The 13077-nt window shown below is 58.0% G+C and carries 11 protein-coding genes; 8 read left to right on the plus strand and 3 right to left on the minus strand.

Translation table 11 applies throughout. From position 1 onward, the window contains the following. Window positions 1-5: 5 nt before the first annotated feature. Window positions 6-794 carry a hypothetical protein gene (locus ACMYSL_RS03730; protein ID WP_434661391.1) on the plus strand — a complete coding sequence of 263 codons (789 nt, stop codon included), beginning with the start codon at window positions 6-8 and terminating at the stop codon, window positions 792-794. On the opposite strand, the gene ACMYSL_RS03735 is transcribed toward ACMYSL_RS03730, so the two are convergent. Further along, entirely contained in the window at window positions 791-2812 is a 2022-nt protein-coding gene (locus tag ACMYSL_RS03735; RefSeq protein WP_434661392.1) for an FAD-dependent oxidoreductase, read from the minus strand. The genes ACMYSL_RS03730 and ACMYSL_RS03735 overlap by 4 nt on opposite strands. A gap of 365 nt (window positions 2813-3177) precedes the next feature. Between ACMYSL_RS03735 and ACMYSL_RS03740 the strand changes: the two genes are divergently transcribed. Then, window positions 3178-4380: an IS256 family transposase gene (locus ACMYSL_RS03740; protein ID WP_434659316.1), complete on the plus strand. Its 1203-nt coding sequence runs from the start codon at window positions 3178-3180 to the stop codon at window positions 4378-4380. Here the strand turns inward: ACMYSL_RS03740 and lsrK are convergent. Beyond that, window positions 4333-5976, minus strand: coding sequence for an autoinducer-2 kinase (gene lsrK / locus ACMYSL_RS03745; protein ID WP_434661393.1), 1644 nt, complete (start codon window positions 5974-5976; stop codon window positions 4333-4335). The genes ACMYSL_RS03740 and lsrK overlap by 48 nt on opposite strands. 37 nt (window positions 5977-6013) lie before the next feature. Next, window positions 6014-6985, minus strand: coding sequence for a transcriptional regulator LsrR (gene lsrR, locus ACMYSL_RS03750; RefSeq protein ID WP_139540589.1), 972 nt, complete (start codon window positions 6983-6985; stop codon window positions 6014-6016). Window positions 6986-7204: 219 nt separating this feature from the next. On the opposite strand from lsrR, the gene lsrA reads away from it, so the two are divergent. Genes lsrA through lsrG form a run of 6 tightly spaced genes read left to right on the plus strand, consistent with a single transcriptional unit; the run spans window position 7205 to window position 12911 of the window. Next, on the plus strand, window positions 7205-8692 hold the full coding sequence (gene lsrA / locus ACMYSL_RS03755) for an autoinducer 2 ABC transporter ATP-binding protein LsrA (RefSeq protein WP_434661394.1): 1488 nt from the start codon (window positions 7205-7207) through the stop codon (window positions 8690-8692). Then, window positions 8689-9723, plus strand: a complete 1035-nt coding sequence (lsrC, locus tag ACMYSL_RS03760; protein WP_112213644.1) for an autoinducer 2 ABC transporter permease LsrC — start codon at window positions 8689-8691, stop codon at window positions 9721-9723. Before lsrA ends, lsrC begins: the two co-directional genes overlap by 4 nt. After that, window positions 9724-10716, plus strand: coding sequence for an autoinducer 2 ABC transporter permease LsrD (gene lsrD / locus ACMYSL_RS03765; RefSeq protein ID WP_434661395.1), 993 nt, complete (start codon window positions 9724-9726; stop codon window positions 10714-10716). A 1-nt stretch (window position 10717) separates the two neighbouring features. Continuing rightward, on the plus strand, window positions 10718-11719 hold the full coding sequence (lsrB, locus tag ACMYSL_RS03770; RefSeq protein ID WP_434661396.1) for an autoinducer 2 ABC transporter substrate-binding protein LsrB: 1002 nt from the start codon (window positions 10718-10720) through the stop codon (window positions 11717-11719). 11 nt (window positions 11720-11730) lie between these two features. Beyond that, the gene (lsrF, locus tag ACMYSL_RS03775; RefSeq protein ID WP_434661397.1) at window positions 11731-12618 is read left to right on the plus strand and encodes a 3-hydroxy-5-phosphonooxypentane-2,4-dione thiolase; all 888 of its coding nucleotides are present in this window, start codon (window positions 11731-11733) and stop codon (window positions 12616-12618) included. Next, window positions 12615-12911 carry a (4S)-4-hydroxy-5-phosphonooxypentane-2,3-dione isomerase gene (gene lsrG / locus ACMYSL_RS03780; protein WP_304253708.1) on the plus strand — a complete coding sequence of 99 codons (297 nt, stop codon included), beginning with the start codon at window positions 12615-12617 and terminating at the stop codon, window positions 12909-12911. The genes lsrF and lsrG overlap by 4 nt, the downstream gene beginning before the upstream one ends. Window positions 12912-13077 lie beyond the last annotated feature (166 nt).

Raw genomic sequence — 13077 nt, forward strand, 5'->3', positions numbered from 1 at the left:
AATCGATGAGTGAAGCCATCGTTGCCAAAAATATCAATATCGCCGTTCGTATCGGTCTGGGACTATGCCTACTGAGCTGTGCGACCATAATTGTGGTTATAGTTATTTTTCCATCCGGTTTAAGTGGTGCGATTCGCGCCATCACTTTTTTCCTGCTCTGGCTAGGGCTGGGTATTGGCATTTATAAAAAGAGCCGGATTTGCGCCGCTATGGCGATAGTTTGCTATATGTTCGATCAGCTGTTTATAGTTTCTGGCCAGGGCTATACGCGTTTTAACGTATTATGGGTTGTTGTTATCTCTGGCTTCACTTTCGCACTAGTGGCATGTTGGCAATACCATCAAATGGTAAAAGAAGGGACCGTCGTCAGTAAAAAATTACGCAGGCCCGCATTGATAACATCAGTTCTGATGCTGGTTATTTTCTTTGGCGCGGGTTTGCCGCTGGCGAATAAAATCCACAATCACAAGGCCCAGAAACAATGGGCACAATATGTGCAGATAACCACTGAGGAAATTAAAACGCTTAAACTTCCTCAACAGGTGGAGAAAAACGTCTTGTTAACCCAGGTGGGTTTTGAGGATAAAACGCTGGTCTTTACCTACGATGCACAAGATTTAAAAAATATCGGCTCGCAGGGGTGGGACAAAAAAACGCGTGAGGACTTTACCCGCTTTTGTCGCCACGCCGCTCCCCAGTCTCTGGGATTACGGGTGCTGTACCGCCTCACGCAGGGGGATGACAAACGCGAGTTTGAATACGGCGCTCGCGATTGTCAGAGTATGAATTTTTAAATCGACAGCGCCAGCCGGGTGCCCTGGGCGATTGCCCGCCGGGCATCCAGCTCCATCGCCACATCGCAGCCGCCAATCAGATGCAGCGTTTTTCCCGCAGCCTGCAGTGGGTCAACTAACTCACGGCGAGGATCCTGACCGGCGCAGATGATGACCTGATCGACGTTGAGGACCTGCAATTCGCCGCCGATCGTCGCATGTAAGCCTTGATCATCAATTCGTTGATAGCTGACGCCGGGGATCATTTTAACGCCGCGGGCCAGCAGGGTAGTGCGGTGGATCCAGCCGGTGGTTTTCCCTAAGCCGTCGCCGGGTTTGCTGGTTTTACGCTGGAGCATCACTATCTGGCGTGGGCTTTTCGCCAATTGAATCCCCTCCGCGCGCAGCCCTCCGGCGGTCTGCAGGCTGGTATCAATCCCCCATTCGAGGCAAAACTCGCCGATATTCTGGCTGGTAGCAGCACCGGACTGGCTGAGATACATGGCGCTATCAAAACCGATCCCGCCGCAGCCGATAATTGCTACTTTCTCGCCAACCGGCGCTTTGTCACGCAGGACGTCAAGATAACTCAGCACCTTGGGATGATCGATGCCCGCGATATCCGGCATCCGCGGGGCGATCCCGGTGGCGAGGATAATTTCATCAAACGCCAGCAGATCGTCTGCTGTGACCTGGGTCTCCAGACGCAGAACGACGCCGGTCAGATCCAGCATTCGCTGGTAATAGCGCAGGGTTTCGTAGAACTCCTCTTTGCCGGGGATCTGCTTGGCGATATTAAACTGACCGCCAATCTCTTTGTGCCCGTCAAATAACGTCACCTGATGCCCGCGCGAGGCGGCGTTAACGGCAAAGGCCAGGCCGGCAGGGCCTGCGCCAACCACCGCCAGTCGCTTCGATGTGACCGCCGGGACAATTGGCATCTGGGTTTCATGGCAGGCGCGCGGGTTGACCAGACACGAGGTGACTTTTCCAGCGAAAATCTGATCCAGGCAGGCCTGATTACAGCCGATGCAGGTATTGATCTCATCCGCGCGCCCGCTCTGCGCTTTGGAGAGAAATTCGCTGTCGGCGAGGAAAGGGCGAGCCATCGACACCATGTCGGCATCTTCACGGGCAAGGATCGCCTCCGCCACTTCGGGATCGTTAATCCGGTTAGTGGTAATCAGCGGGATCGACACCGCGCCCTTCAGCTTGCGGGTGACCCAGCTAAACGCGCCGCGCGGCACCGGGGTGGCAATGGTCGGAATACGCGCTTCGTGCCAGCCGATACCGGTATTGATAATGGTTGCCCCGGCCGCCTCAATGGCTTTTGCCAGCTCGGTGACTTCTGCCAGGGTACTGCCGCCGCTCACCAGGTCGAGCATCGACAGGCGGTAGATGATAATAAAATCGCTGCCCGCGCGTTCGCGAACGGCTTTGACGACCTCTACAGCAAAACGCATACGTTGGGCATAATCGCCGCCCCACTGGTCATCGCGCAGGTTGGTGCGCGCGGCGAGAAACTCGTTAATCAGATAACCCTCCGAGCCCATCACCTCGACGCCATCGTACCCGGCTTCCCGCGCCAGCTGGGCGCAGTGGGCAAAATCATCGATCAGCTGTAAGATCTCATCGTGGCTCAGTTCATGCGGCGTGAAGGGGTTGATCGGCGCCTGAAGCGCGGAAGGGGCAACCAGTTTAGGTTGGTAGCTATAGCGCCCGGTATGCAGAATTTGCAGGGCGATTTTACCGCCCTCCTGATGTACCGCGTCGGTAATATGGCGATGGTGGGCCAGATGGCTGGCGTCGTTAAGCACCGCGCCGCCCGCCATGGTAACGCCGGAAGGCGCGGGGGCAATGCCGCCAGTGACAATCAGCGCTACCCCGTGGCGAGCGCGCTCGGCGTAAAAGGCCGCCAGCCGCTGTGCGCCGTCCGGGAGCTCTTCCAGGCCGGTATGCATCGAGCCCATCAACACGCGGTTTTTGAGCGTTGTGAACCCCAGCTCAAGCGGGGCGAAAAGCGACGGGTAGCGGCTCATAATGGCTTCCAATGTAAAATTATTGTTATGTGGTCGGATGAGTTACTAATTTAGCCGTCACGGGCAAAAAGGGAAAAGGGGAGTGCGACGATTGTGATGGGATTCAAAGAACGGCGCAGGAAGACTCCCTTCACCCCGACCCTCTCCCGATGGGAGAGGGAGAAGGACGGGATTGTGCCTCTTCTGAGGTGAGAAGGAGAAAGGCGGAATTGTGCGGCGAACTAAAAAAGCGGTGCCGAACGGTCCCCTCTCCCCTGCGGGGAGAGGGTTAGGGTGAGGGGGCAGCAGGCGCACGGCGCGCCAGCCCCGGGAGTGTTAGAAATTCTGTGTCATTCCAGTAATATACAATCAAAAAGGAATGACACATGTCCCAGCCCTTCGATTTCGACAAAGCGCTTAAAGCACTCCAGTCCGGTCAGGCATTAACCGGCAAAGATGGGATCTTAACGCCTTTAATCAAACAGTTAACCGAAGCTGCTCTTTCTGCAGAGCTTGACTCCCATCTGGCTCAGGATGTTGAAGCCAACCGTAAAAACGGCACAGGCAAAAAGACCATTAAAGCCCCGACCGGCCCCTTCGAGCTGACGACTCCGCGTGATCGTAATGGCACTTTTGAGCCTCAGCTAGTGAAAAAGCATCAGACCACGCTGTCTGATGAGATAGAGCGTAAGATCATTCGCCTGTTCGCGCTGGGGATGAGCTACCAGGACATCAGCCGGGAGATTGAAGATCTTTATGCTTTCAGTGTTTCCAGCGCAACTATCAGCGCCGTCACCGATAAAATCATTCCTGAGCTAAAACAATGGCAGCAGCGCCCGCTGGAGAAGGTTTATCCCTTCGTCTGGCTGGACGCCATTCACTATAAAATCCGGGAGGATGGTCGTTATCAGAGCAAAGCGGTTTATACCGTGCTGGCGCTTAATCTGGAAGGCAAAAAAGAAGTTCTGGGTCTGTATCTGTCAGAAAGTGAGGGCGCGAACTTCTGGCTGTCGGTTTTAAGCGACCTGCAAAATCGTGGGGTTGAAGATATTCTGATTGCCTGCGTGGATGGATTGACCGGTTTTCCGGAAGCGATAAACAGTATTTATCCGCAGACGGAAGTTCAGCTATGTATTATTCATCAGATACGTAACTCGATTAAATATGTGGCGTCAAAACATCATAGAGCGTTCATGGCTGACCTGAAGCCAGTCTATCGCGCGGTATCGAAAGAAGCGGCAGAAACGGCGCTGGATGAGCTGGAAGCAAAATGGGGCCAGCAATATCCGGTGGTGCTCCAGTCGTGGCGGCGCAAGTGGGAAAACTTGTCAGCGTACTTCCGCTATCCGGCAAATATCCGCAAGGTCATTTACACCACGAATGCGATTGAATCGGTACATCGCCAGTTCAGAAAGCTGACCAAAACCAAAGGCGCTTTCCCGAATGAAAACAGCCTGTTGAAGCTGCTTTATCTGGGTCTGATGAATGCCCAGGAAAAATGGACAATGCCCATCCAAAGCTGGAATTTGACATTGTCGCAGTTAGCCATTTATTTTGATGGGCGACTGAATGAAGTGATGACGCTGTAGAATTTTTAACGTGACACAGAATTCTGAACGCTCTCCCAGCCCCGGCGCCTGCCACATTGACGTCGTCAATCCGCTATCCACCAGACCGAGCTGCTCGGCGTACACCGACTGCCATTTCACCATCATCTCCTGATACAGCTCGCGATGCGCCGGGTTTGGCGTGAATACCCGATGCCAGCTCACCAGCTTTTCTCCCGCCGCAGCCATATCGCTGTACAACCCGGCACCGGCCCCGGCGGCAATCGCGCAGCCCAGTGCGGTCGCTTCACGAACCTCGGGCACCCGCACCGGCAGCCCGGTCACGTCGCTAAGTATCTGGCTCCACAGCGCCCCTTTTGAACCGCCGCCAGCGAACACCAGGCTGTCAAACTTCACGCCGGAAAACTGCGAAATCTGCGCCAGATTGCAGGCGGAAACAATCGCCGCGTTCTCTTCCAGCGCCCGGAATAGCGTCGCTTTATTACATTTTTCCGGGTCGATGGAGAGGTTAATAAACGACGGCGCGGCGTGGTACCACTGCTTAAAATGCATCGCATCGGAGAAAATGGGCATCACCCCGTGGGAGCCCGCTGGAACGCGGCTGGCCATCTCTTCCAGCAACGAATAAGCATCCACCCCGAGCCGTTCGGCAACCAGCTTCTCTTCCGCACAGAAGGCATCGCGGAACCAGCGCATGGTCAGTCCGGTAAAGAAGCTGATGGATTCCGCCTGCGCCATACCGGGTATGACGTGCGGGTTAACACGGATATTCATCTCCGGGTCGGTGCGTACTTCCGGCAGATTGACCACCTGCTGCCAGAAGGTTCCGCCGAGCACCGCAGTTTGCCCGGCGCGCACCACCCCCAGCCCGAGACAGCCGAGCTGGACGTCGCCGCCGCCCATCACCACCGGCGTACCTGCGCGCAGTCCGCTTTGTTGGGCCGCCGCATCGGTCACCGCGCCGAGCACGGTACCGGTCTCTTTCACCGGCGAGAGAATATCGGCCCGCAACCCGGCCATATCCAGCAGTGCCGGACGCCAGTCACGGCTGAACAGATCGAGCATACCGGTGGTCCCGGCATTTGAAGGATCGACCGCCAGCTCACCGGAGAGCTTCGCCGCCAGCCAGTCGCTGATCATGGTGATGGTTGCCGCTTTGCGGTAGATATCCGGGCGATGATGGGCCAGCCACAGCAGGCGCGGCATGGCGCTCAGCGCCAGAGTCTGCCCGGAAACGCCGTATACCTCGGATTCGAAACGATAGTCGTGGATCTCTTTGAGCTCCGCCACCTCGCGGCTGGCGCGAGCGTCAACGTTGGCGCAGGCCCAGATGGCCTCGCCGTTACGGTCATAAAGCACGATGCCTTCGCGCATTGAACAGCAGGCCACGGACTGAATATCCGCCGGGGAGAGATGAGCGGCGGCCAGCGCATGGCGGATGCACTGGCAGGCCAGCTGCCAGTTGAGGGTAAGATCGAACTCCATCGAGCCGGGAACGTTGTCGATGCTCAGGTGTTTCCATTCGGCCTGGCCGACCGCAATCTGGCGACCGTTGAGATCGAAAATCACCGCCCGAACGCTGCCGGTTCCGGCATCTAACGCTAACAGGTAACTCATGACATGCGCCTCGCTATTGTTGCGCGGCGCAGGACCGTTATGAGGCCAGCGTGAGCACCGCGCGTGCTGTTGTCTCTTCCGTTACCAGGCCATTAATCCGCTTGCCAATAAGGGCCGCGTAAATCGCCTGCGCTTTTTCTGTGCCCCCGGCAACGCCGACGATAGTCGGCAGCTGCGCCAGTTCATCGAGGGTGACGCCAAGCAGTTCCCGATGGATCTCCAGCCCTTCGACCGGTTTGCCATCGGCCTGCAGGAAATAACCTAAAATGTCGCCCACCGCTCCTTTACGGGCGTACATCAGCTGTTCGCCTTCGCTGATATAACCGGAACGCAGAATGGTCGCGTCGCGGCGCTGATCGATCGCGCCAATGCCGACCACTGCCACATCTGCCGCCGTGGCCGCGAGGATCACGTCGCGGACGCTGGATTCCCGGCGCAGGATCTCCGCCACATCGGCTGATGACACCCTGAGCGGCGCGGGGATCATGCTGATGCTACAGGCCGCATCCAGCTGGCCGATGCCGGTCATATAGGGGCCGACGCCGCCGGAAAGCGTCACCAGCCGTACCTGCTGCGAGCCGATAAACCCGCTCAGATGCTGTAGGCAGCTCATGGTCGCTTCGCCAAAGCCCACTGCCAGCAGCTGTCCAGGCTCGAGCACGCCCATTAACGATTGCGCCGCGCCAATCCCCAGCCGGGTGTTCATCGGCGGGGTATTCAGCGCGGGCAGTACGCGGGCGATTTTCAGGCCGAAGCGCTGCTGGAGTTCGGTCTCCAGCGCTAGACAGCCTTCATAGCGCGAGTTAATTTGTACCCGGATCACCCCGGACTGACGGCCTTTCTCCAGCAGGCGGGAGATCTTTAACCGCGGCAGTCCTAAACGCTCACCGATGTCGTTCTGCGTTAAGCCATCGTGGTAGTAACACCAGGCTACCCGCGCCACCAGTTCTTCCTCGGCTAACGCCAGCCCGGCGTAGCGGCTCTCTTCCGTAATGCGTTTTTCGCTCATAAAGTGAACTCTTATAAAAATTTAGATCATATGTTCGTTATTGCGTGGTCGGAAAATGTGAGCCGACTGGCAAAACCGATCTTTCGTTGTTCTCTGGTTTTATCCAAACGATCTAAAGCATAAAACTGTGATCTTTGCACGGTTGTAAATATAGTTCACCGTCTACGCTTTTGAACATTATTAAATTAAAAAATCTTTTGTTCAAATCGGGGCGTGATAATGAAGCCACTGCTCGAAGCTCGCCAAATCTGCAAACAGTTCTCCGGCATTACTGTACTCAAGCGCATTGATTTCACGGTGTTTTCCGGCCAGGTTCACGCGCTGATGGGCGGTAACGGAGCGGGGAAATCGACGCTGATGAAGATTATCGCCGGGGTGGAAACGCCCGACAGCGGTGAGTTAATCCTCGGCGGACGCACTTTTGCGCGCCTCAACCCTGCGCAGGCCCATCAGCAGGGCGTGTATCTGGTGCCGCAGGAACCGATGCTCTTTCCCAACCTGACGGTGCGGGAAAACATTCTCTTTCGTCTGCCGAAGCGGGCTGATAACGAGGCTCGCTTGCAGGAGAAGCTCCAGCAGCTCAACTGCCAGCTTCAGCTTGATGCGGCGGCCAGCACTCTGGAAGTTGCCGATCAACAGATGGTGGAGATCCTGCGTGGGTTAATGCGCGATGCGCAGATCCTGATCCTCGATGAACCGACTGCCTCATTAACGCCGGGGGAAACCGAGCGGCTGTTTCGCCAGATCCGCGCTTTGCAGGATCTCGGCGTTGGGATCGTGTTTATCTCGCACAAACTCCCCGAGATCCGCCAGGTCGCCAGCCACGTATCGGTTATGCGCGATGGTGCGGTGGTGCTGAGTGGGGAAACCGCGCAATACGGCGACAACCAGCTGATCGGCGCGATGACGCCCGTTGGGCGCGATCATACTCTGAGCGACACGCAAAAGCTGTGGCTGGCGCTGCCGGGCAATCGCCGCACTCAGGCGCAGGATTTTCCGGTGCTGCGGGTCGAGGATCTGACCGGGGAAGGTTTTATCGATCTCAACCTTGAGATCCATGCCGGGGAGATCGTCGGCCTTGCCGGACTGGTCGGATCCGGACGCACCGAATTTGCCGAAACGCTGTATGGCCTGCGTCCGGTACGCGCCGGTCGGGTGTGGCTGGAAAACCGTGATATCAGCCGTGACAGCACCCGCAACCGGCTGGCCAGCGGGCTGGTTTATCTGCCGGAAGACCGTCAGGTCTCCGGGCTGTTTCTTGATGCGCCGGTGCGCTGGAACACGGTGATGTTTAACCAACCGTCGCTGTGGCAGCAGAACAAGCGCGAAGCAGCGGTGGTTGAGCGCTATCACCGGGCGCTGGGGATCAAAATGACCGATGGCGATCGTCCGGTGCGCACGCTCTCCGGCGGCAACCAGCAGAAGGTGCTGCTGGCGCGCTGCCTGGAGGCCAACCCATTGCTGCTGATCGTCGATGAGCCAACGCGCGGGGTGGACGTTTCCGCCCGCGCCGACATCTATCAACTGCTGAAAAGCGTGGCCGCCCAGAACGTGGCGGTGCTGATGATCTCCAGCGATCTTGATGAGTTTGTTGGTCTGGCGGATCGGGTGCTGGTGATGCATCAGGGCAGGCAGAGCGGCGAGCTTTCGCAGCAGGCGGTCACCGTCGACCGGATGATGACCCTGGCCTTCGGAGGACAGCCATGAAAACGTTACTCAAGAATCGCGAACTGAGCGCTTTTCTCGCCATCGTGGTGCTGTTTGCCGGGCTGGTGGCGCTCAACCCGGCCTATTTCAGCTTGCAAACCCTGGCAATGATCTTCGCCAGCTCGCAAATCCTCTGCCTGTTGGCGCTGGGGGCTACGCTGGTGATGCTGACCCGCAATATCGATGTTTCCGTTGGCTCCACCGTCGGCCTGAGCGCTATCGCGGTGGGCGTGGCGCTGAATAGCGGATATGGGCTGATGACGGCCATCGCCTTTGCGCTGGCGATCGGCGCGCTGGCCGGGGCGTTTAACGGCCTGCTGGTGGTGGGGCTGCGCATCCCGGCGATAGTCGCGACGCTCGGCACCCTCGGGCTTTATCGTGGGGTGATGCTGCTGTGGACCGGCGGCAAGTGGATTGAAGGCCTGCCGAACAGCCTGAAGGCGCTATCGGAACCGGCGTTTATCGGCATCTCGCCGCTGGGGTGGCTGGTGCTGGCGCTGCTGCTGGTGGGCGGCTGGGTACTTTCACGTACCGCCTTTGGCCGCGATTTTTACGCCGTCGGCGATAACCTTGCCGCTGCTCGCCAGCTAGGGGTAGCGGTAAACCGCACGCGGATGCTGGCTTTTACCCTTAACGGCATGCTGGCGGCCTGCGCCGGGATTGTTTTCGCCGCGCAGATTGGCTTCGTGCCGAATCAGACCGGCAGTGGGCTGGAGATGAAAGCCATCGCGGCCTGCGTTCTCGGCGGAATTTCTCTGCTTGGCGGCACCGGCACGCTGCTCGGCGCTTTCCTCGGCGCGTTTTTCCTCACCCAAATTGACACCGTGCTGGTGCTGTTTCGCCTCCCGGCGTGGTGGAACGACTTTATCGCCGGTCTGGTGCTGCTCGGCGTGCTGGTGCTTGACGGACGACTGCGCCAGGCGCTGGCTCGTCATCAGCGGGCGCTGAAGTACAGCCGCTTTCAGCCCGGCAATAAAGGGGGCAAGCGCGTAGCTCCCTTTCCCGAACGTAAAAACAAAGAGGTGGCGTAAATGAAGCTCAATTGGGAAAGCGCGCTGCTGGCGTTACTGGTGCTGGAGATCCTGCTGTTCGGTACGCTGAATCCGCGCATGCTGGATCTCAATATGCTGCTGTTCAGCACCAGCGATTTTATCTGCATTGGTATTGTGGCTCTGCCGCTGACGTTGGTGATTATCAGCGGCGGGATTGATATTTCTCTCGGTTCGACCATCGGCCTGTGCGCCATCGCGCTGGGGGTGATGATGCAGGCGGGCTGGCCGATGAGTCTGGCAATTCCGCTGACGCTTCTGCTCGGTCTGTTGTGCGGGTTGCTGAACGCGGCGCTAATCCACTACACCGGCATTAGCCCGCTGGTGATTACGCTTGGCACTCTGTACCTCTACGGCGGCGGCGCGCTGCTGCTCTCCGGCATGGCGGGAGCGACCGGCTACGAAGGTATCGGCGGATTCCCGGATAGCTTTACCGCCTTCGCCAACCTGACGCTGTTCGGCCTGCCGATACCGCTAGTGCTGTTCGCCGTGATTACTTTTTTCTTCTGGCTGCTGGCCCATCGCGGGCGCTTTGGCCGCCATCTCTTTCTGCTCGGACAAAACCCGCGCGCCGCGCGCTATGCGGCGCTGTCCGTAAACGGCATGCCGTACGTGCTGTATGGTCTGGTCGGCGTGGCCTCGGCGATTGCCGCACTGGTAATGGTTTCCTACTTCGGCTCGGCGCGCTCGGATTTAGGCCGCGACCTGCTGATGCCCGCGCTAACCGCCGCGGTGCTCGGTGGAGCCAATATCTACGGCGGTTCCGGCTCTATCATCGGCACCGCGCTGGCGGCGCTGCTGGTGGGCTATTTACAACAAGGTTTGCAAATGGTCGGCATCCCCAACCAGGTGTCGAGCGCGCTGTCAGGGGCGCTGTTGGTTGTGGTGGTGATGGGGCGCTCGATGAGTCTGCATCGTGAATGGGTGCGGATGACCTGGCGGCGTCTTTTCTCGCGTAAAACAATCGGAGCATAAAATGAAATTAAAACTGATGGTGCTGGCAGTGGCGTTAAGCGTGGCAACCGCTCAGGCGGCAGACCGCATCGCCTTTATTCCTAAGCTGGTCGGCGTCGGCTTCTTTACCAGCGGCGGTAACGGTGCGAAAGAGGCGGGTAAAGCGCTTGGCGTGGACGTTACCTACGACGGCCCGACCGAACCGAGCGTTTCCGGCCAGGTGCAACTGATCAACAACTTCGTCAACCAGGGCTATAACGCGATCATCGTCTCTGCGGTATCGCCGGACGGCCTGTGCCCGGCGCTGAAGCGGGCGATGCAGCGTGGGGTCAAGGTCCTGACTTGGGACTCCGATACTAAACCGGAGTGCCGCAGCATCTACATCAACCAGGGCACGCCGCAGCAGCTCGGCGGCTTGCTGGTGGAGATGGCTGAAAAACAGGTGACGAAACCCACCGCCAAAGTGGCGTTTTTCTACTCCAGCCCAACGGTCACCGACCAGAACCAGTGGGTAAAAGAGGCGAAAGCCAAAATCGAAAAAGAGCATCCGCAGTGGGAAGTGGTGACTACCCAGTTTGGCTATAACGATGCCACGAAATCACTGCAAACCGCCGAGGGGATCTTAAAAGCGTATCCGGATCTCGACGCCATTATCGCCCCGGATGCCAACGCGCTCCCGGCGGCGGCGCAGGCGGCGGAGAACCTTAAGCGCCAGGGCGTGGCGATCGTCGGTTTTAGTACTCCGAATGTGATGCGCCCCTATGTGGAACGCGGCACGGTCAAAGCTTTTGGCCTGTGGGACGTGGTGCAGCAGGGCAAGATCGCGGTTAACGTCGCCGATCGTCTGCTGAAAAAGAGCGATCTTAACGTTGGCGACAGCGTTGATGTGAAAGATCTCGGCACCCTGAAAGTCGAGCCAAACAGCGTGCAGGGCTACCAGTATGAAGCGAAAGGCAACGGCATCGTGCTGCTGCCGGAGCGGGTGGTGTTCACCAAAGAGAATATCAATAACTACGATTTCTGATGGAGGATGAGATGGCTGATTTAGACGATATTAAAGAGGGAAAAAACTTCGGCTTAGACCGTCCGCAACAGAACACGCTCTATACGCTGAAGGGCTGTGGTTCGCTGGAGTGGGGGATGCAGTCGCGTCTGGCGCGCATTTTTAACCCGCAGAGCAACCGCACGGTGATGCTGGCGTTCGATCACGGCTATTTTCAGGGGCCGACCACCGGGCTGGAGCGTATCGACCTCTCTATCGCGCCGCTGTTTGAAGAAACCGATGTGCTGATGTGTACCCGCGGCGTACTGCGCAGTCAGGTGCCTGCGGCGACGAATAAGCCGGTGGTGCTGCGCGCCTCAGGCGGTAACTCGATTTTGAGCGAACTCTCTAACGAATGCGTGGCGGTGGCGATGGAGGACGCGCTGCGCCTCAACGTCTGTGCGGTGGCGGCGCAGGTCTATATCGGCAGCGAGCACGAGCATCAGTCGATCAGCAATATCATCAAGCTGGTGGATGCCGGGAACCGCTACGGGATGCCGGTGCTGGCGGTGACCGGCGTGGGTAAAGAGATGACCCGCGACGCCCGATACTTCTCGCTGGCCAGCCGTATTGCCGCCGAGATGGGCGCGCAGTTTGTGAAAACCTATTTTGTTGAGGAAGGCTTTGAAAAAGTAACCGCCAGCTGCCCGGTGCCCATTGTGATCGCCGGGGGCAAAAAGCTGCCGGAGCTGGAAGCGCTGGAGATGTGCTGGCGGGCGATAGATCAGGGCGCTTCCGGCGTGGATATGGGGCGCAATATCTTCCAGTCCAGCGCGCCGCGCGCGATGCTCAAAGCAGTGAAAAAAGTGGTGCACGAGAATCTGAGCGCCCGAGAGGCGTATCAGTTCTGGCAGGAGGAAAAACAGGGAGAGCTGAAATGAACGTGACGCTGGTGGAAATTAATATCAAACCGGAACGGGTCGACGAGTTTCTTGAGGTGTTCCGCGCTAACCACGAGGGAGCGTTGCTGGAGCCGGGTAATCTGCGCTTTGACGTATTGCAGGACCCGGAGGTGAAGACGCGCTTTTTTATCTATGAAGCCTATAAAGACGATGAGGCGGTGCTGGCGCACAAGAAAACTCCGCACTATCTGGCCTGCGTGGCGAAGCTGGAAGAGCTGATGTCGCAGCCGCGGCAGAAACGCAGCTTTATCGGCCTGCTGCCGGCGGTGTGAGGGCTGGGAAATGTCCCCTCACCCCGACCCTCTCCCCACAGGGGAGAGGGAGAAAAACGGAGCCGTCGGTTGAATAGGGTGCGGAGAGGGGGAAAAACGGAGCCGTCGGTTGAATAGGGTGCGGAGAGGGGGAAAAACGGAGCCGTCGGTTGAATAGGGTGCGGAG

The sequence above is a fragment of the Klebsiella sp. MISC125 genome (assembly GCF_051131775.1).
GTDB lineage: Bacteria > Pseudomonadota > Gammaproteobacteria > Enterobacterales > Enterobacteriaceae > Klebsiella.

Coding starts and splice junctions, on each gene's coding strand:
- ACMYSL_RS03730 (WP_434661391.1), top strand. CDS start 6: ATGAGTGAAGCCATCGTTGCCAAAAATATCAATATCGCCGTTCGTATC.
- ACMYSL_RS03735 (WP_434661392.1), bottom strand. CDS start 2,812: ATGAGCCGCTACCCGTCGCTTTTCGCCCCGCTTGAGCTGGGGTTCACA.
- ACMYSL_RS03740 (WP_434659316.1), top strand. CDS start 3,178: ATGTCCCAGCCCTTCGATTTCGACAAAGCGCTTAAAGCACTCCAGTCC.
- lsrK (WP_434661393.1), bottom strand. CDS start 5,976: ATGAGTTACCTGTTAGCGTTAGATGCCGGAACCGGCAGCGTTCGGGCG.
- lsrR (WP_139540589.1), bottom strand. CDS start 6,985: ATGAGCGAAAAACGCATTACGGAAGAGAGCCGCTACGCCGGGCTGGCG.
- lsrA (WP_434661394.1), top strand. CDS start 7,205: ATGAAGCCACTGCTCGAAGCTCGCCAAATCTGCAAACAGTTCTCCGGC.
- lsrC (WP_112213644.1), top strand. CDS start 8,689: ATGAAAACGTTACTCAAGAATCGCGAACTGAGCGCTTTTCTCGCCATC.
- lsrD (WP_434661395.1), top strand. CDS start 9,724: ATGAAGCTCAATTGGGAAAGCGCGCTGCTGGCGTTACTGGTGCTGGAG.
- lsrB (WP_434661396.1), top strand. CDS start 10,718: ATGAAATTAAAACTGATGGTGCTGGCAGTGGCGTTAAGCGTGGCAACC.
- lsrF (WP_434661397.1), top strand. CDS start 11,731: ATGGCTGATTTAGACGATATTAAAGAGGGAAAAAACTTCGGCTTAGAC.
- lsrG (WP_304253708.1), top strand. CDS start 12,615: ATGAACGTGACGCTGGTGGAAATTAATATCAAACCGGAACGGGTCGAC.